Origin of the sequence: Nonomuraea sp. NPDC050790 (assembly GCF_044456745.1) — a bacterium.
Lineage (GTDB): Bacteria > Actinomycetota > Actinomycetes > Streptosporangiales > Streptosporangiaceae > Nonomuraea.
In genome coordinates this window covers 1,510,555-1,527,145 of sequence record NZ_JBITGF010000001.1, presented here as the reverse complement: position 1 = coordinate 1,527,145, position 16,591 = coordinate 1,510,555, and the positions used below count along the sequence as shown (strand labels likewise).

Genomic DNA, 16,591 nt, shown 5'->3' with positions numbered 1-16,591 from the left:
CGGAGCGGGGTCAGTAGGCGCGGCCGAACAGCACGCGCCTGCCGTACGCCGCGGGCTGCCCGCAGCGGACGCAGGCGCCGCTGCCGGGCGGCCCGTCGAGCGGCACGCAGCGCGGCGTCGCGGCGGTCTCGGCCTTGATGTCGTCCTCGCAGGCGGCGCTGCCGCAGTGCGTCGCCGCGGCCCAGCCCGCGGCGACGGCGCCGGTGAACTCCTGCCAGGTGTCCGCCGCGCGGGTGCGGGCCTCGCGAAACTCGGTGGCCCGCCGCAGCAGGTACGCCTGGAAGCCGTCCAGCACGCCCGGCAGGATCTTGTCGGCCGACTCCAGCGGGATCGGCCGCTTGCCCTCCTCGCCGAGCCGAAGCGCCATGACCGCGGTGCCGGACTCCAGGTCGCGCGGCCCGAGTTCGAGCCGGACCGGCGCCCCGCGCAGCTCCCAGTCGTGGAAGCGGTAGCCGGGCGAGAGGTGCTCGCGCTCGTCGACGTGCGCGCGTACGCCCGCCGCCCTGAGCCGGTCGGCCAGCTCGCGGGCGGCGGCACGCACCTCCTCGCCGCGGCCGATCGTGACGATCACCACCTGGTACGGCGCCAGCCGGGGCGGCAGCACCAGCCCCTTGTCGTCGCCGTGGGTCATGACGATCGCCCCGATCATCCGGGTGGTCATGCCCCAGGAGGTGGTGTGGCAGCGCTCCAGCCGCCCGGCCTGCGAGGTGTACTGGATCTGGAAGGCGTCGGCGAAGTTCGTCCCCATGTAGTGGGAGGTGCCGGCCTGCAGCGCCTTGCCGTCGCGCATCATGCCCTCGATGGTGAACGTGCGCTCCGCGCCCGCGAACCGCTCGCCGGGAGTCTTCTCACCGGGCACCACGGGCAGCGCCGCGACGTCGCGGGCGACCTCGGTGTAGAGGTCGAGGGCGAGCATCGTCTCGGCCATCGCGCCGGCCTCGTCGGCGTGCGCGGTGTGGCCCTCCTGCCACAGGAACTCCGTCGTGCGCAGGAACATGCGCGGGCGCAGCTCCCAGCGCACCACGTTCGACCACTGGTTGAGCAGCAGGGGCAGGTCGCGGTGGGAGGAGATCCAGCGCGACATCATCTCGCCGACGATCGTCTCGGAGGTGGGCCGGACGATCAGCGGCTCGTCCAGCTCCTTGCCGCCCGCGTGCGTGACGACGGCCAGCTCGGGGGAGAAGCCCTCGACGTGCTGGGCCTCCCGCTCCAGGTAGCTCTCCGGGATCAGCAGCGGGAAGTACGCGTTCTCGTGACCGGTGTCCTTGATGCGCCGGTCCAGCTCCGCCTGGAGGAGTTCCCAGAGGCGGTAGCCGTACGGCCGGATGACCATGGTGCCCTTCGCCGGTCCCCGCTCCACGAGCTGGGCCTTGGTCACCAGCTCGTTGTACCAGGCGGAGAAGTCCTCGCTCTGAGGGGTCACACCGCGGTCATCACGTCTCATGCGGGGGAGGTTACTGCCGGTAAGGTGCCGGGGTCACCTGATTTTGCCCGTGCCGCCGATGAAGGAGAGACCATGAGCGACCAGGTCACCGGGTACGCGCCGGTGAACGGCCTGCGGATGTACTACGAGATCCACGGCTCCGGCGGGACCCCGCTGCTCCTGCTGCACGGCGGGCTGTTCAACATCGACCTGCAGTTCGGGCCGCTGCTGCCCGGCCTGGCCGCGACCCGGCAGGTCATCGCCGCCGACTTCCAGGCGCACGGCCGTACCAACGACGTCGACCGGCCGCTGACCGTCGCGGGGCTCGCCGACGACGTGGTCGGCCTGCTGGGCCACCTGGGGGTGGCGCGGGCGGACGTGTTCGGCTTCTCCGTGGGCGGGGCCGTCGCCCTGCACCTGGCGATCCGCAACCCCGAGCTGGTCCGTAAGGCGGTCATCTCCTCGGTGTCCTTCCACCCGCGCGGCGACCGCTCGGAGAACACCGAGGCCGTGGGGGAGATGACCGTCGACATGATCGCCGGCACGCCCATGGAGCAGGACTACCTCGCCAAGTCGCCGCACCCGGACCGGCTGCAGGTCCTGCTCGACAAGCTCGGCTCCTTCGACCCCGGCTTCGCCGGCTGGTCCGACGAGGAGGTCCGCGCCATCGCCGCGCCGACCCTGATCACCGTGGGCGACTGCGACGCGGTGAAGCTCGACCACGCCGTGGAGTTCCTGCGGCTGCGCGGCGGCGACGTCAACGGCGACTTCACCGGCGTGCCCGCCTCGCAGCTCGCGGTCTTCCCCGGCACGACCCACTTCAACGGGCTCGGCCACACCGGGATGGTCCGCGAGGCCGTGCTGAGCTTCCTGGACGCCCCGATGCCCGGCTAGGGCCGCGGTCAGGACACCGGGTCGGCGACCGGCTGCTTGCCCAGGTTCCTGGCGGCGGCCATGGTCGCCCGGCCCGAGGGCAGGCGGGCCGCGAACGCGATCGCGATCACGGCCGCCACGCCCGCGGCGATCAGCAGGACCTGAACGCTGACCACGTCGGCCAGCGGGCCGAACACGACGGTGCCGATGGGCGTGGCCAGGGCCATCACGATCGTGATGTAGCTGAACACGCGCCCCTGCATGCCGGGTTCGACGGTCTCCTGGATGAGCGTCATGAACGGCGTCGAGAACGGCGGCACCAGCAGCCCGATCAGGAACATGAATCCGTAGAAGACCCACAGGTTGGTGCTGAGGCCGAGCGCGACGGTCGCGAGCCCGAAGCCGTAGACGGCCACCAGGATCAGGCCCACCGGGCTCCGCTTGGCCAGCACCGTGGACATCAGAACGCCGCCGAGCAGCATGCCGACGCTGAAGAAGACCTCCAGCACGGCCAGCATCCACTCCTCGCTGCCGAAGGTCCGCGCGACCATCAGCGGCGTCATGAACGTGGGCGCCACCGTGAGCAGGAAGATCGTCGCGTAGACGACGAGCAGCCAGCGCACGATGGGCTGGCTCCTGATGTAGCGCATGCCCTCGACCAGGTCCTGCCGGTAGGTGGCGGTCGACTCGGTCACCCGCTCCAGCGTCGGCACGGCGACCAGCGCGAGCAGCCCGATGCCGATGACCGCGGTGACCACGTCGAGGAAGAAGACCGGGACGATGCCGAAGGCGGCGAAGATGGCGCCGGCCGCAGCGGGGGCGAGCAGCGCCATCGCCGAGTGGATCGTCTGGAAGATGCCGTTGACCCGCATCAGGTGCTCGCTCGGCACGATCTGCGGGATCATCGCCTGGACGGCGGGCGTCTGCACGCCGGCGCCCACCGAGCGCACCGCCACGGCCAGCAGGACGATCCACAGGTCGGTCACGCCGTTGGCCATGAGCACCGCGAGCACCAGCGTCGCGGCGGCGATGCCGCCGTCGGCGACCATCACCAGGACTCTGCGGTTCATCCGGTCGGCGAGCACGCCGCCGAAGATCGACACGATGCCCTGCGGCAGGAACGCGGCCACGGCGTAGAGGGCGACCGCGAGCCCGGACTGGGTCTGCAGCGTCACCCACCACATGACCACGTACTGCACGATCATCGAGCCGAACAGCGAAACGGTCTGCCCGGTGAGAAACAGGGCGACGTTGCGCCGCCAGGCGGTGGTCGTGGTCATGTCGTCTTCCTCTGAGCCATCGGGTCGGTACGCGGGCGGCCCAGCTGTGTCGTGGATCACCAGCCCAATGCTCGAACGCTTGAGCGACCGGAGAGATTCCCGTTACGCCAGATCATTCCTGATTCGATTGGCGCCACTGGCGCGGGCTGAGGCCGTACGCCTGCCGGAAGCGGCGGGTGAAGTGGCTGGCCGAGGTGAAACCCCACGCGCGGGCCACCGAGGCGATCGCACGCCCGCCGGGCGTGGCCAGCTCGCGCCGGGCCCCTTCGAGGCGCTGGGTGATGATCCACTGTTCGAGGCTGATCCCGGCCTGGTCGCACAGCTTGTAGAGCTGGCGCGGGGAGATGCCGTGGGCGGCGGCGACACCGGCCGGGGTGAGGTCGGGCGCGGCCAGGTTGTGGCGGATGTGGGCCAGGATCGTGGTGAGCAGGGGCTCGGGCGGCCGCCTGCCCTCCTCGCCGGTCACGGAGATGATCAGTGCGCGCATGAGCTCGATGCCGGCCGTCTCCAGCGCGTCCAGGCCGGGGGTGTGGGCGAGTCCGGGGGCCAGGCGGGCGAGGGTGTCGAAGTGGTGGCGGACCAGCTCGTACAGGGGGCTGGCGGTCAGCCGGGGCGCGGCCCTGCGCACGACGTCCACCGGCAGGCCGAGCACGTCGTAGCCGACGATGAACGCCTGCGAGGCGCCGTGGCCGCTCCAGCCGAACTCGTAGGGCGAGGTCAGGTCGTTGAGCATCAGCTCGCGCCGGCCCACGGTCCGCTGCCGGCCGAGCTGGTCGAAGCGGCCCTGCCCGGCGGTCTGCAGGGCGAGGGCGACCACCGGCGGGCTGTCCATGGCGACGTGGCGCGGGGTGCGCAGCAGCGTGAAGCCCGAGGTGTGCGCGGTGTGGAGCGTGGAACGGCTCAGCGGCATGAGCATCGTCCTGGCGCGCACCGGCGCCGTGGGGTCCTCGTGCAGCAGGTGGCAGGGCTCGCAGGCGGCCCGCATGATCGTGTTGAAGGCGTCGAGCCGGTCGGCGGGATCGACGTCGTCGGTGTCCAGGAAGATCATTTGTGGGTTGGTGCGCACAGGGACAACAATCGTGCAGTCTGGGGCGATTTCCAAGGTCGGGTGCTCGTCAGCATGGGTGCGATGATCCTTCGGGCTGAGTTGGGGATGTCATGAGCGAGGGGAACGCGCCGTTCGGTGTGCTGCTGCGCCGGCTGCGGCATGCCGCCGGGCTCACCATCGAGGAGCTGGCGCACGCCTCCGGGGTCAGCGTCAGGGCGATCGGCAACATGGAGCGCGGCATCAGCCAGGGGCCGCAGCGCCGTATCGTGGAGGCCCTGGCCGGGGCGCTGGGCCTCACGCCCGAGCGGGCCGGTGAGCTGGCCGCGGCGGCGCGGGCGGGACGCCCGCGACCGGTCGGCGGCGGGTGCGAGCTCCCGCGCGACATGGGGGACTTCACCGGCCGGGAGGCGGAGCTGCGCCTGCTGGCGGAACTGGCCGCCGGAGCGCGCGAGGGCGGGCCCGCGGCGGTCGCCACGATCTCCGGGGCCGGCGGGATGGGCAAGACGGCGCTGGCCGTGCACGCGGCGGAACACCTGGCCGCGCGCTTCCCCGACGGCCGCCTCTACGTGGACCTGCGCGGCATGGACGCCGTGCCGACGGACCCGTCGATCGTGCTGGCGCGGCTGCTGAAGGCGCTCGGCGTGGCCGAGCCGCGCATCCCCGGCGACGCGGGCGAGCGTGCCGGGCAGTACCGGTCGCTGCTGCGGGTGCGGCGCTGCCTCGTCGTGCTGGACAACGCCGCGGGCGAGGCCCAGGTACGCCCGCTGCTGCCGGCCGCCGGACCCGCCATGGTGCTGATCACCAGCCGCCGTAGCCTGGCAGGGCTGGAAGGGGTGCGCCAGATCCCGCTGGGCCAGTTGCCCGCCGCGCAGGCGGCCGAGCTGCTGGCGGAGATCATCGGCGGGGAGCGGGCCAAGGCGGACCCGCACGGGCTGGCCGAGGTCGCCCGCCTGTGCGGGTACCTGCCGCTGGCCGTGCGCATCGCCGGCAACCGGCTGCAGAGCCGGCCCGGCTGGAGCCTGTCGCAGCTCGCCGCCCGGCTCGCCGACCAGGAACGCCGCCTGGAGACCCTGGCCGCCGGCGACCTGGCCGTGGCCGCCGCCTTCCAGCTCTCCTACCGGCAGCTCTCGCCCGCGGGCCAGCGCGTCTTCCGCCGCCTGGCGCCGGCCGCGGGCGGCGGTTTCGGCGTGCCGCTGGCCGCGGTCCTGGCCGAGCTCGGCCCGTGGGAGACCGAGGAGGCGCTGGAGGAGCTGGTCGAGCTCGGGTTGCTGCAGTCGCCGTTCGCCGAGCGCTACGTCTTCCACGACCTGGTACGGCTGTTCGCCCGCGCCAGGCTCTCGGAGCAGGAGCCGATCGAGCACCAGCGCGCCGCCCGCCACCGGATGGAGACGTGGCTGCTGGAGACCGCCGTGGTGGCGGGACGCTGGTTCGAGCCCGGCCACGGCGCCCCGCCCGAGGGCTGGTCCGGCCTGGTGAAGCTGGACGGCCCCGCCGAGGCGGCCGCCTGGCTGCGCGCCGAGGCCGAGGCGTGGCTGTCGGCGCTGCGCTCGGCCGCCAGGGACGGCGAGCACGCACGCGTCGTCGAGGTGGCCGAGTCGATGCACTGGTTCTCCGACCAGTGGACGCGCTGGGGCCACTGGCGCGAGGTCTTCGAGCTGTCGTCGGCCGCCGCGCGGGCGCTGGGCGATCCCAGGCTGGAGGCGGTGCATCTGAACTACCTTTCCTGGGCGCTGAACATCTGCGACGAACGCCGCCACGAGGCCGAAAGGGTCGCGCTGGCCGCCCTGGAGCTGGCGGCCAAGGCCGGGGACGAGCGGCAGATGGGCTGGTCGCTGACGTACGCGGCGTGGGCGGTGCGCGACCTGCCCGGCGAGGGCAACCTCGAGCGCGCCGTCGAGCACGCCACGCGCGGCGCGGACCTGCTGCGCCGGGCCGGTGACGTGGAGGGCTACCCGCAGGCCGTGCTGATCTCGGCCGACTGCCTGCGCCGGCTGGAGCGGGCGGAGGAGTCGCTGGTCCTGCTGGAGGAGCTGGTGGCCGCGCTGCGCGAGCCCGGCTATGGCGGCTCCCCGGCGATCGTGGCCTACAGCCTGGGCTGCGCGCTCGACCTCATGGGCGACATCTACGCCCGGACCGGCCGCTGGGCGCAGGCGGCGCGGCAGTACCGGCTGGCGCTGCCGCGGCTGCGCGCGCATCCGATCACCCGCAGCCTGGGGCGGACCCTGCGGGAGCTGGCCGTGGCGCTGCGCCACCTGGGCGAGCCCGACGCGGCGCGCGAGGCGCTGGCCGAAGCCCACGAACTGTATGTGGCGGCGGAGGAGAGCGAGCTGGCCGCCGCCACGGCCAAGGAACTGGGCGAGCTCTGAGGCCAGGTCAGACGAAGCGCTGCACGAACGTCAGGGCGGTGCCGCAGACCTCACGCCAGCCGCTGTCGATCGTCAGCGAGTGCCCGCGCCCGGCCATCTCGACGATCTCGGTGACGTGGTGCTCGTTGCGCTCCTGCTTGTTGTAGGAGGCGTTGGCGATCGCCCACGGGACGGTGTGGTCCTTCTCTCCGGAGATGATCAGCAGCGGGCCGCGGCCGGCGGCGGTGCTGTCGACCTTGGTCTCGCTCCAGGGGTTGAAGTTCGCCACCGCCGCCTGGAACAGGGGCGCCCCCGGCGCCGGGACGGAGAACGTGTCGTACAGCTCGCGGGCCTCCTCCTCGGTGACGGCGTTGGCGAAGGCGTAGCGGAACTGGTCGTAGGTCAGCGGGACGGCGCGGTGGATGTTGGCGGGGTTCGTCAGCACCGGGGCGGCGGCGCGCAGCGAGGAGATCGGCAGCGGCAGCACGCCCTGGAACGGCGCCGGGTCGATGGCGACACTCGCGCAGGCCAGGCCGCGTCCGGCGAGGATCTGCGTGAGCAGGCCGCCGAAGGAGTGGCCGACGATGACGGCCTTGCGCTCCAGCTTGCCGATCAGGTCGGTGAAGTGGTCGGCGACCTGGCCGACGGTCTTGTGGGCGAAGACCTCGGGGTGCGCCTTGGCCTCCTCGACGGTGTCGGGGTCGTCGGGCCAGCCGGGGGTCACGGGCGCGAACCCGGCCTCGTCGAAGACCTGGGCCCACCGGTCCCAGCTCGACGGCAGCAGCCACAGGCCGTGCACGAAGACGACGGGGATGCGGCCGCTGGCGTTGGCCCGCTCGATCTGGGCGATGTCGTGCTCGACGGACATGTGCGGGTCCCCTTCTACGGGCGGGTCAGGTGGCTGGACAGGAACGCGACGGCCTGGGCGATGGCGGCCTCGGCGGCGTGCGTGCCGCGCAGCGCGTTGAGCATGACGAAGTCGTGGATGACGCCCTGGTAGCGCACGGCCACGACGGGCACGCCCGCCGCGCGCAGCTTGGCGGCGTACGCCTCGCCCTCGTCGCGCAGCACGTCCGCCTCGGCGGTGATGACCAGCGCGGGCGGCAGGCCGGCCAGGTCGTCCAGGCTCGCGCGCAGCGGCGAGGCGGTGATCTCGGCCCGCTCTTCCTCGCTGGTGGTGTACTGGTCCCAGAACCACCGCATGCCGTCGCGCCGCAGGAAGTACCCCTCGGCGAACTCGTCGTAGGAGCCCGTGTCGAAGCGCGCGTCGGTCACCGGGTAGAACAGCACCTGCGCCTTGAGCAGGTCGCGGGCGGTCAGGGTGAGGGCCGCGGCCATGTTGCCGCCGACCGAGTCACCGGCGACCGCCATCCGGGTGGCGTCCAGGCCGAACGCGGCGCCGTTGTCGGCCACCCAGCGGGCGGCGGCGAGGTTCTGGTCGATCGCGGCCGGGTAACGGGCCTCGGGCGAGCGGTCGTAGTTGACGAACACCACCGCCGCGCCCACGCCCTTGGCCAGCTCGCGGGCCAGGCGGCCGTGGGTGTGGTCGTTGCCGAACACCCAGCCCGCGCCGTGGATGTAGAGGATGACCGGCAGCGGCCCCTCGGCGCCGGCCGGGCGGAAGACGGTCAGGTTCCCGACCGTCTCCCGGGTGGTGCCCGGGACCTCGATCTCCGGCGACTGCGCCTCGTCCACGGCCTTGCGCCCGTCCTCGACGGGCAACTGGTACAGGTACGGCGGTGCCGCCGTGGCCTCGGCGAACGCCTGGGCGGCCGGCTCCAGGACGGGTTCGGACATGCGTGTGCTCCTCATCGGCCTTGTGATGGACACCGCCATCGAACCAACCGGGAGCCGCGCGCACGAGGCAGAAGGGCAGGCACAAATGCGAGCTGCCGGTGTTACCGGGCGACGAGCACCAGGAACTCGTTGCCGTCCGGGTCGGTCATCTCCACCCGACCGTCCACGGTCCTGCCGGTGACGGCCGCGCCGAGGGAGACGAGCCGGTCGATCTCGGCCTGGTCGCCGACGGAGAGGTCGTAGTAGAGCCGGTTCTTGCCCAGCTTGGGCGCCACGGGCGGGCCACCCCAGGTGATCTTCGAGCCGCCGTGCGGCGACTGGACGGCGGTCTCCTCGTCCTGGTCCCAGACCAGCGGCCAGTCCAGCGCCTTGCTCCAGAAGTACCCGACCGCCTGCGTGCCGTCCGACGACAGCGCACCGATGAACCCGGTGTCGGCCAGGAAGTTGTTGCCCGCCTCGATCACGCAGAACTCGTTGCCCTCGGGGTCTGCGAGCACCACGTGCCCCTCTTCGGGCAGTTGCCCGACGTCGATGTGCTCGGCGCCGAGTTCGAGCGCCCTGGCCACCGTCCGCTCCTGGTCCTCGGGGGTCTGGCTGGTCAGGTCGAAGTGGGACTGGTTGGCGCCGGTCTTCTTCACCTCGGTGGGCAGGATCCTGATGGGGAACTCGGTCCCGGTGCGCGGCAGCAGGACGAAGCCGCCGTGGGGATCGTCCGCCGTCTCCCGCTCCAGGAGCCCGCCCCAGAATCGGGCGAGACGGTGTGGGTCGTTCGCGTCGAAGCAGAGCGCGGTGAACTCGGTGGTCATCCGGGGCCTCCGATCGGTTGGCATACGGGCACGCTCAAGCTATTGCGGTGCAGGTCGGCGTCGCCAACGCTTTTCCGCCGGGCTTTGCGCGCCCGGCAGCGCATCCGGCCGTCGTCTTGCGTATCTGGCAAGTAGCTGTGCCGTTCGCGCATAGCCGCACTACGGTGAGGGCATGCACCGACACGACGCCCCGCAGCACGACCTCGTCCAGATCCTCGACCTGGACGAGGAGGTCCTCGCCGAGCACCTGGCCGCCGTCACCGGCTGGCTGCCGGTCGAGAAGCCGCCCGCCCACATCGTGGACCTGGGCAGCGGCACGGGCGCGGGCACCTTCGCCCTCCTCGATCGTTTCCCCGGCGCGCACGTCAATGCCGTCGACGCGGCCCCCGAGCACCTGCGCCGCCTGCGCGAGAAGGCCGAGCGGAGGGGAGTGGGCGAGCGCGTGCGCACCCTCGGGGCCGACCTCGACCAGGACTGGCCCGACCTGGGCAGGCCCGATCTCGTGTGGGCCTCGGCCTCCCTGCACCACATGGCCGACCCCGGCCGCGCGCTGCGCACTGTTCACGACCTGCTCGCGCCCGGCGGGCTGCTCGCCGTCGTCGAGCTGGCCGGATTCCCCCGCTTCCTTCCCGAGTACGCCCCCGAGGACCGCCCCGGCCTGGAAGAACGCTGCCACGTGGCGGGCGAGCGCCGCCACGCCGAGCGGCTCCCGCACCGCGGCGCCGACTGGGGCCCCATGCTGACCGCCGCCGGGTTCGCCCTGGAGGGCGAGCGCACGCTCACCGTGAGCATCGGCGCCTCCGGCAGCGAGGCGGTCGGCCGCTACGCCCTGGCCGCGCTGCGGCGCATCCGGGGTGGTGTCGCCGACGTACTCGATCCAGAGGACCTCGCCGCGCTCGACCGGCTGCTCGACGTCGGCGGCCCGCACAGCGTCCTGCGCCGCGACGACCTCGCCGTCCGCACCGAACGCACGATCTGGGCGGCCCGCCGCACCGCCTCAGGGCGGCCCTAGCAGCCGCTCGGCCTGGCGCAGCAGGCCCGTCAGGTAGTCGCGGCCGGCTTCGGGGTCGTCCGGGCCGATGAGCATGCGGTACATCGCCGCGCCCACCACCATGTCGATCACCGTGTTCAGGTCGTCATCACCGTCGTCGCCGTCGCGGGCACGCTTCAGCGCGGCGAGGATGAGCCGCCTGCGGGGCTCGATGAACTGCTCACGGTAGGTGGCCAGCAACGCCGGCTGGGTGACGCTGGAGCCGATGAGCTGGGCGAGGACCGCGCGGAAGCGCGCGTCTCCGAGGGTGTGCACCCAGGAGTCGAGCAGCCGCCCGGCGTCGGGCCGCGCCTCGGCCCACAGGTCGTCCTCGGGCACGAGGGCGCGGGCGTGCTCGATCGCCTGGGTCAGCAGGTCCTCCTTCGACGACCAGCGCCGGTAGACGGTCACCTTGGCCACGCCCGCGCGCTTGGCGATCTGCTCGATGCTCGCGCCCTCCAGGCCGCGCTCGACGAACAGTTCGAGCGCCGCCTTCATGATCGCCTCGTCGGCCTCGGGGTCGCGCGGCCGGCCCCGGGTACGCCGGGTGCCGCTCACCGGAACTCCACCCGTCCCAGTTCCCCGCCGGAGGGGACGAAGGCCGGCGCGTGGCCGGGCCGCAGCCGCCATCCGGGGGTGAGGGCGGACTCCAGGTGCCGGCGCAGCGGCTTCAGCTCCGCCTCGCCGAGCGGCCCGTCGCCGGCCAGCCGCGTGTAGGGGGTGTTGTCGTGGGCGAACAGCGGCACGAGGCCGGGGTCGGCGGCCAGCAGAGCCTGGATCCGGCGGGCGGCCTCGACCTGGCGGGTGGTGTCGGCGCCGCCGATGGTCATCTGGCGTACCTGGTCGACGGCCAGGTGGGGCAGCGTGTAGAGGGTGTCGCCCATGAACAGCACGCCGCCCTCGCCCACGCGCAGCAGCACGCACAGGTGGCCGGGGGAGTGGCCGGGCGTGGGCAGCAGGATGACGCTGCCGTCGCCGAAGTGGTCCTGGCTCTGGGGGAAGGTCCCGAACGGGCCCGAGTCGAAGGCCGGGAACGACAGGCGCCCCTCGACCGGCTCGAAGGAGGGCGGATAGAGCACGCCCTGCTCCCAGTCGCGCCGGTCCATCACCACCCTCGCCCGGGGCAGGTACCGCAGCCCGCCCGCGTGGTCGTCGTGCACGTGGGTGAGGAACACCGTGGTGATCTCCTTGACGTCGTAGCCGAGCCGGGCCAGCAGGACCCGCAGATCCTGCGCGGGGGCCATCCGGTACTCGTCGCGCTCGGTGAGCAGGCGCGAGGTGAGGTCGTAGTACCCGTCGTGGTCGTGCGCCTGCTCCCAGTTGACGCCGGTGTCGACGAGCATGGGGCCGTGCCGGGGATGATCGATGAGGTACGCGCGCACGGGCACCGCGATCCGCGCCTTGTCGACCAGCGTGCGCACGTACCCGTTCAGCCCCTCCCAGCCCGCCAGGCCCCCGTAGAACTGACCATAGGTGACGATCGTGTCACCGGTGTGGAGAGGGAAGATCCGCACGGCCCCGTCGTTGACGCGCCGCCGGGCGCCGGGGGCGCGCTGGGCGGCCTGCCGTACCCGCTCACCCGCCGCGCTCGCCTCGCGGCGCCCGCGCTCCACAGGCCCGGCCGACAGCGCGCTCAGCACTCCGAGCGCCACTCCGGCGCCGCCCAGCAGCAGGACCCGGCGGCCCCGGCCGTCCGCGCTCGTCGTGCGACGCGGGAGAACGGCTGCCGCCCAGGCCAGGCAGGCCGCGGCGGCCAGCGCGAGCAATACCGGCAGGTCGGTGACGTGGTAGACGACCGCCAGATAGAGCCCGAGCGTGCCCAGACCAGCCGGAACCCCCGCGAACACCAGCACGCGCCGCCTGCCGAGCGACCCCGGCCACAGCAGCCCTGCCGCCAGCCCGGCCAGCAGCAGCCCGTAGCCCACCAGCAGCGCCGCGGGGACGTCCTTAAGCCGCAGCACGACCAGCCACGCGGCCCCCGGCACGAGGGCGAGGACGAGTAATCCGATCTTCATCACGAGCCTCTCCAATATGTAAACGCAAACGACTGCGTTTACATATTAACTCCCCCTTGTGCGCGAGTGCGCCTCATCGCGATGCTGTCTGGCATGAGCGGTGGGCGGAGTGGCCGATGGGTGCTGTCCCCGGTCACGCTCGCGCTCGTCCCGATCGTGCTCGGCCTGGTGGTGAACCTGGCCACCAGCACGTTCGAGGTGAAGGCGGCGTGGTGGCCGCCGGTGATCTGGGCCGTCGTCGTGGTCCTCACCGTGGTGAGCGTGATCTCCCAGATCAAGGCGGCCAGGCCCGCGCCGGATGAGCGGCAGGCACGCCTGGAGAAGGTCGTGACCGGGCTGCGGAGCACGATCAAGGAGGAGTGGCTCGACGAGGCCGTACGCGTCCTCGGGCTCGGCCGGCACCCGATGCCCGTGCGCTGGAACCTCCTGCCCGAGCCCCGCTACACCGAGGAGTCCGGCGAGGTCAGGGTCGGCGGCGAGGCGCTCGCGGCGGGCTCAGGCGACCGGATCGGCGAGCTGGTCGCCAGCTTCCGCGCCCTCGACCGGCCGCGGCTCGTCGTGCTCGGCGGGCCGGGCGCGGGCAAGACCACCCTGGCGATCCAGCTCCTGCGTGAGCTGCTCGACCGGCCGCAGGGCGACGAGCCCGTGCCCGTCCTGCTCACCGTGACCGACTGGAACCGGGCGAGATACCCGCGCTTCGAGGACTGGATGGCCGTCCGCCTCGAACAGCTCTACCGCTCGCTGTCCGACGCCGGCGCCGGCACCGCGCTGACCCTGGTCAGGGACGGCCGCGTCATGCCCATCCTCGACGGCCTCGACGAGGCCGACCCCGAGCTCCTGCCCGACGTCCTCGACGCGATCAACGACACCCTCGACGTGTCCACCAGGATCGTCGTCACCTGCCGCACGCCCGAGTACCTGGAAGCACGCCGCCCCGTCGCCGGCGCCGCCCTGCTCATGGCCGAGCCGCTGGCCGCCGACGTCGCGGCCGGCTACCTGGAGAGCGTCCTCGCCGACACGGTCCGCCACCCCGGCTGGGACGCCGTTCTCGACCGGCTGCGCGCGGGCACGGCGGGCGCCCTGGCCGGCAACGTGGACAGCCCGCTCGGCGTCTGGCTCATCAGCACCACCTACGTGCGGCCCGGCGCCGACCCCGCGCCCCTCCTCGACTTCGGCACCCCGGCGGAGCTGCGCTCCCACCTGTTCGATCGGCTCGTCCCCGCTCTCCTTGCCGCTCGCAGTCCGGCCAGGGCGAGCGAGGCCAAGCTGTACCGTCCCCGGCAGCTCTACCAGGCGGCGGACGTCACCCGGTGGCTGACCTTCCTGGCCCGCCTGCTCGCCCGGCAGCCCGCGCCCGAGCGCGGCATCGGGCGTGCGAGCATCGGCAAGCGCGATCTGGCCTGGTGGGAGCTGGCGGCGATCGTCATCAGCGGCTACCCGCCTGGCTGGCGGGTGAGTGTGCTGCTGACGACGGCCAGCGTGGTCTGGGGCCTGGTCATCGGCGGACTCGCCCTCGGCTTCGGCTTCTGGACGTCGCTGGCCGGCGGGATCGGGTTGTTCATCGCCTACCGGGAAGGGCCGGGTCACCGCGACCAGGGCACCTGGATGTTCCACCGCCCGGCCCGCGTCGACCTGCGCCTGCCCGGCAGGACCGGACGGCTGCTCCGCTCGGTCGGGTCCCAGTTCTCGGTCTGGCTCATGATCGCGCTCGCTGTCAGCGCGGTCGCGGCCGTCGTGGGCTACCTCGCGGGTGAGCAGCCACTCGCGCACGCCCTCGGGACGATGCTGCTGCTGGGGCCCGGGCTCCTGCTCACCGGCATGGTGGACGGCCTGACGCACTGGGCGGAGAGCCCGGCCGCGCAGGCACGGGCCAGCACGCCGCGCGGCACCTGGCGCGCCGACCGGGCGCTCAACCTGTTCCGGATCGCGGCGGGCGGCGTGGTGGGCGCGATCTGCGGCGGGGTGATGGTGAGCCTCGGCGGCCGGCCGCCCGCGGTCGTGGCGGCGGGCACCGTGCTGGCCGCGGGCGCGGGCCTGGCCTACGGCTTCGTGGCCGGTCGGCACCACGCCTGGATGATGTTCGCCGTGGCGGAGTTACGGCTGGCCAGGCGGAAGGCGCTGCCGTACCGGCTCATGGACTTCCTCGAGGACGCCCACCGGCTCGGGCTGCTGCGCGCCGTCGGGCCCATCTACCAGTTCCGGCACGCCGAATTCCAGGACCATCTCGCCGGTACGCCCGCCGTGGGCGAGCCGCGCGGGCCGTTCGATGCGGCGCTGCCCTCCGCGCCGGGCACGCCGGACGACCTGCGCCCCTCGCCGCCGCGAATCCTCAGGCCGCGCCTCCCGGTCACGTCGCTGGCCTTCACCCCCGACGGCACGCACCTGGTGGTGGCGGGACCCGGCGCGGTCCTCGTGCTCGGCCTCGACGGCAGGATGACGCGCAGGTTCCGCTTCGATCGGCTCCACACCCTGCTGGAGCGTGTGGTCGTGTTCGGGTTCGACCTGGCGGACCGGCTGTCGGGTGACTCCTCCCACCCCTCCCCGCGCTCCGGCGGCGCGTCGCTGACCCTCAGCCGCCGGGGTCCTCTGGCGGTCATCGGCGCCGACCGCAACTCGTCCCGGGTCTGGATCTTCGACGGCGCCGGATCGGGGGCGCCGATCGTCCTCGGCCGCGAGGAGCCCAGGGCGGTGGCGTACGACCCGGCGGGGGAGCGTCTTATGATCGCCACCGGCTACGGCGTGTCGATCCTGGGCGCGGAAGGCGCCGAGCTGCTGGCGATATCCCCTGACGGCTTCACCCACGAGGCCGCCTTCAGCCCCGACGGGACCCGGCTGGTCACCGCCGGAGGTCTCCTCCCCTCCGACCCCTGCCCGATCGAGGTCTGGGACAGCACCACCGGCGTCGCGCTGCTGCGCGTGGAGGACACCGAGCGGGCCACCGCCCTCGCCTACAGCCCCGACGGCGCCCTCATCGCCACCTCCGGAACGACGGGCACGCGGCTGCGTGACGCCGAGACCGGCCAAGTGCTCCGCTCCCTGCCCGCCTCCGGCCCGATCGCCTTCAGCCCGGACGGCTCCCTGCTGGCGACCGCCACCCCGGACGGCGTCCGCCTGTGGGCGCCCGCCTCGGGCGCCGCGCTCGCCGACCTCCCGCACCCGCCGCAGGTCAGGGCGCTGGCCTTCAGCCCGGACGCGCGGCTCCTCGCGGTCGTGAGCGTGCTCGGCGAGGTCAGCGTGTTCACGCTGTGGCCGGACACCGAGCGGATACTTACGGTGTAAGGTTGTCGGGCCGTCGCAGCGGAACAGGCAGGAGCACCTCGTGGACAGGCGCAACACGCTCACCAAGGACGTGGTGATCCGTACGGCGGTCGCGCTGGCCGACGAGTCGGGCGCCGGCGTGCCGAGCATGCGCAGGCTCGGCGAGCGCCTCGGCATCGAGGCCATGTCCCTGTACCACCACTTCCGCAACAAGGACCTGATCCTCGACGGCATGATCGACCTGGTGTTCGGCGAGGTCGAACTCCCACCGGACAGCCTCGGCTGGCGGGAGGCGATGCGCCTGCGCGCGTCCTCCATGCGCGCCGCGCTGACCCGCCACCCCTGGGCGATCCGCCACATGGACTCCCGCACCAACCCCGGCGCCGCCACCCTGCGCCACCACGACGCGGTCATCGGCTGCCTGCGCGCCGGCGGCTTCTCGATCGCCGGGGCCGCGCACGCGGTGACGGTGCTGGACAGCTACATCTACGGCTTCACCCTCCAGGAGCTCAGCCTGCCCTTCACCTCGCCCGACGGGCTCCAGGACGTGGCGGGCTCGATCATGGACCGGCTGCCGCGCGAGGAGTTCCCGCATCTCGCCGAGATGATCGCCGATCGCGGGCTGAAGGGCGGTTACGCGTACAAGGAGGAGTTCGACGTCGGCCTCGACCTGATCCTCGACGGGCTGGAACGGCGGCGCGAAACCTGGGGCTGAG

At 72.9% G+C, this 16,591-nt stretch carries 13 protein-coding genes; 5 read left to right on the top strand and 8 right to left on the bottom strand.

Features of this window, described 5'->3' with window-relative positions; genetic code table 11:
* Positions 1-10: 10 nt before the first annotated feature.
* Complete coding sequence (gene proS / locus ACIBEJ_RS06870) at positions 11-1,444, bottom strand: proline--tRNA ligase (RefSeq protein WP_397181653.1); 1,434 nt, start codon at positions 1,442-1,444, stop codon at positions 11-13.
* Positions 1,445-1,516: 72 nt separating this feature from the next.
* Between proS and ACIBEJ_RS06865 the strand changes: the two genes are divergently transcribed.
* Complete coding sequence (locus ACIBEJ_RS06865) at positions 1,517-2,317, top strand: alpha/beta fold hydrolase (protein WP_397181652.1); 801 nt, start codon at positions 1,517-1,519, stop codon at positions 2,315-2,317.
* An 8-nt stretch (positions 2,318-2,325) separates the two neighbouring features.
* Here the strand turns inward: ACIBEJ_RS06865 and ACIBEJ_RS06860 are convergent, their stop codons facing one another.
* Together ACIBEJ_RS06860 and ACIBEJ_RS06855 are read right to left on the bottom strand one after the other, a co-directional pair.
* Positions 2,326-3,576, bottom strand: a complete 1,251-nt coding sequence (locus tag ACIBEJ_RS06860; protein WP_397181651.1) for an MFS transporter — start codon at positions 3,574-3,576, stop codon at positions 2,326-2,328.
* Between the two features lie 112 nt (positions 3,577-3,688).
* A complete protein-coding gene (locus ACIBEJ_RS06855; protein WP_397181650.1) occupies positions 3,689-4,624 on the bottom strand; it encodes a helix-turn-helix domain-containing protein in 936 nt (311 codons plus the stop codon).
* 110 nt (positions 4,625-4,734) lie between these two features.
* On the opposite strand from ACIBEJ_RS06855, the gene ACIBEJ_RS06850 reads away from it, so the two are divergent.
* Positions 4,735-6,990, top strand: coding sequence for a helix-turn-helix domain-containing protein (locus ACIBEJ_RS06850; protein WP_397181649.1), 2,256 nt, complete (start codon positions 4,735-4,737; stop codon positions 6,988-6,990).
* 7 nt (positions 6,991-6,997) lie between these two features.
* On the opposite strand, the gene ACIBEJ_RS06845 is transcribed toward ACIBEJ_RS06850, so the two are convergent.
* From ACIBEJ_RS06845 to ACIBEJ_RS06835, 3 genes are all read right to left on the bottom strand, one after another.
* Positions 6,998-7,837: an alpha/beta hydrolase gene (locus tag ACIBEJ_RS06845; RefSeq protein ID WP_397181648.1), complete on the bottom strand. Its 840-nt coding sequence runs from the start codon at positions 7,835-7,837 to the stop codon at positions 6,998-7,000.
* A 14-nt stretch (positions 7,838-7,851) separates the two neighbouring features.
* A complete protein-coding gene (locus tag ACIBEJ_RS06840) occupies positions 7,852-8,766 on the bottom strand; it encodes an alpha/beta hydrolase (protein ID WP_397181647.1) in 915 nt (304 codons plus the stop codon).
* 101 nt (positions 8,767-8,867) lie between these two features.
* Entirely contained in the window at positions 8,868-9,572 is a 705-nt protein-coding gene (locus ACIBEJ_RS06835; RefSeq protein ID WP_397181646.1) for a VOC family protein, read from the bottom strand.
* Between the two features lie 172 nt (positions 9,573-9,744).
* On the opposite strand from ACIBEJ_RS06835, the gene ACIBEJ_RS06830 reads away from it, so the two are divergent.
* Positions 9,745-10,584 carry a class I SAM-dependent methyltransferase gene (locus ACIBEJ_RS06830; RefSeq protein WP_397181645.1) on the top strand — a complete coding sequence of 280 codons (840 nt, stop codon included), beginning with the start codon at positions 9,745-9,747 and terminating at the stop codon, positions 10,582-10,584.
* Here the strand turns inward: ACIBEJ_RS06830 and ACIBEJ_RS06825 are convergent.
* Both ACIBEJ_RS06825 and ACIBEJ_RS06820 read right to left on the bottom strand, forming a co-directional pair.
* Positions 10,570-11,160, bottom strand: coding sequence for a TetR/AcrR family transcriptional regulator (locus ACIBEJ_RS06825; protein WP_397181644.1), 591 nt, complete (start codon positions 11,158-11,160; stop codon positions 10,570-10,572). The genes ACIBEJ_RS06830 and ACIBEJ_RS06825 overlap by 15 nt on opposite strands.
* A complete protein-coding gene (locus ACIBEJ_RS06820) occupies positions 11,157-12,617 on the bottom strand; it encodes an N-acyl homoserine lactonase family protein (RefSeq protein ID WP_397181643.1) in 1,461 nt (486 codons plus the stop codon). The genes ACIBEJ_RS06825 and ACIBEJ_RS06820 overlap by 4 nt, the downstream gene beginning before the upstream one ends.
* A gap of 93 nt (positions 12,618-12,710) precedes the next feature.
* Between ACIBEJ_RS06820 and ACIBEJ_RS06815 the strand changes: the two genes are divergently transcribed.
* Both ACIBEJ_RS06815 and ACIBEJ_RS06810 read left to right on the top strand, forming a co-directional pair.
* Positions 12,711-15,896: an NACHT domain-containing protein gene (locus ACIBEJ_RS06815; RefSeq protein WP_397181642.1), complete on the top strand. Its 3,186-nt coding sequence runs from the start codon at positions 12,711-12,713 to the stop codon at positions 15,894-15,896.
* A 40-nt stretch (positions 15,897-15,936) separates the two neighbouring features.
* A complete protein-coding gene (locus ACIBEJ_RS06810) occupies positions 15,937-16,590 on the top strand; it encodes a TetR/AcrR family transcriptional regulator C-terminal domain-containing protein (protein ID WP_397181641.1) in 654 nt (217 codons plus the stop codon).
* Position 16,591 lies beyond the last annotated feature (1 nt).

What these genes read in the sequence shown, in the direction of transcription:
- ACIBEJ_RS06835 (WP_397181646.1), bottom strand. Translation starts at nt 9,572, where the DNA reads ATGACCACCGAGTTCACCGCGCTCTGCTTCGACGCGAACGACCCACAC.
- ACIBEJ_RS06840 (WP_397181647.1), bottom strand. Translation starts at nt 8,766, where the DNA reads ATGTCCGAACCCGTCCTGGAGCCGGCCGCCCAGGCGTTCGCCGAGGCC.
- proS (WP_397181653.1), bottom strand. Translation starts at nt 1,444, where the DNA reads ATGAGACGTGATGACCGCGGTGTGACCCCTCAGAGCGAGGACTTCTCC.
- ACIBEJ_RS06860 (WP_397181651.1), bottom strand. Translation starts at nt 3,576, where the DNA reads ATGACCACGACCACCGCCTGGCGGCGCAACGTCGCCCTGTTTCTCACC.
- ACIBEJ_RS06865 (WP_397181652.1), top strand. Translation starts at nt 1,517, where the DNA reads ATGAGCGACCAGGTCACCGGGTACGCGCCGGTGAACGGCCTGCGGATG.
- ACIBEJ_RS06830 (WP_397181645.1), top strand. Translation starts at nt 9,745, where the DNA reads ATGCACCGACACGACGCCCCGCAGCACGACCTCGTCCAGATCCTCGAC.
- ACIBEJ_RS06845 (WP_397181648.1), bottom strand. Translation starts at nt 7,837, where the DNA reads ATGTCCGTCGAGCACGACATCGCCCAGATCGAGCGGGCCAACGCCAGC.
- ACIBEJ_RS06820 (WP_397181643.1), bottom strand. Translation starts at nt 12,617, where the DNA reads ATGAAGATCGGATTACTCGTCCTCGCCCTCGTGCCGGGGGCCGCGTGG.
- ACIBEJ_RS06815 (WP_397181642.1), top strand. Translation starts at nt 12,711, where the DNA reads ATGAGCGGTGGGCGGAGTGGCCGATGGGTGCTGTCCCCGGTCACGCTC.
- ACIBEJ_RS06850 (WP_397181649.1), top strand. Translation starts at nt 4,735, where the DNA reads ATGAGCGAGGGGAACGCGCCGTTCGGTGTGCTGCTGCGCCGGCTGCGG.
- ACIBEJ_RS06855 (WP_397181650.1), bottom strand. Translation starts at nt 4,624, where the DNA reads ATGATCTTCCTGGACACCGACGACGTCGATCCCGCCGACCGGCTCGAC.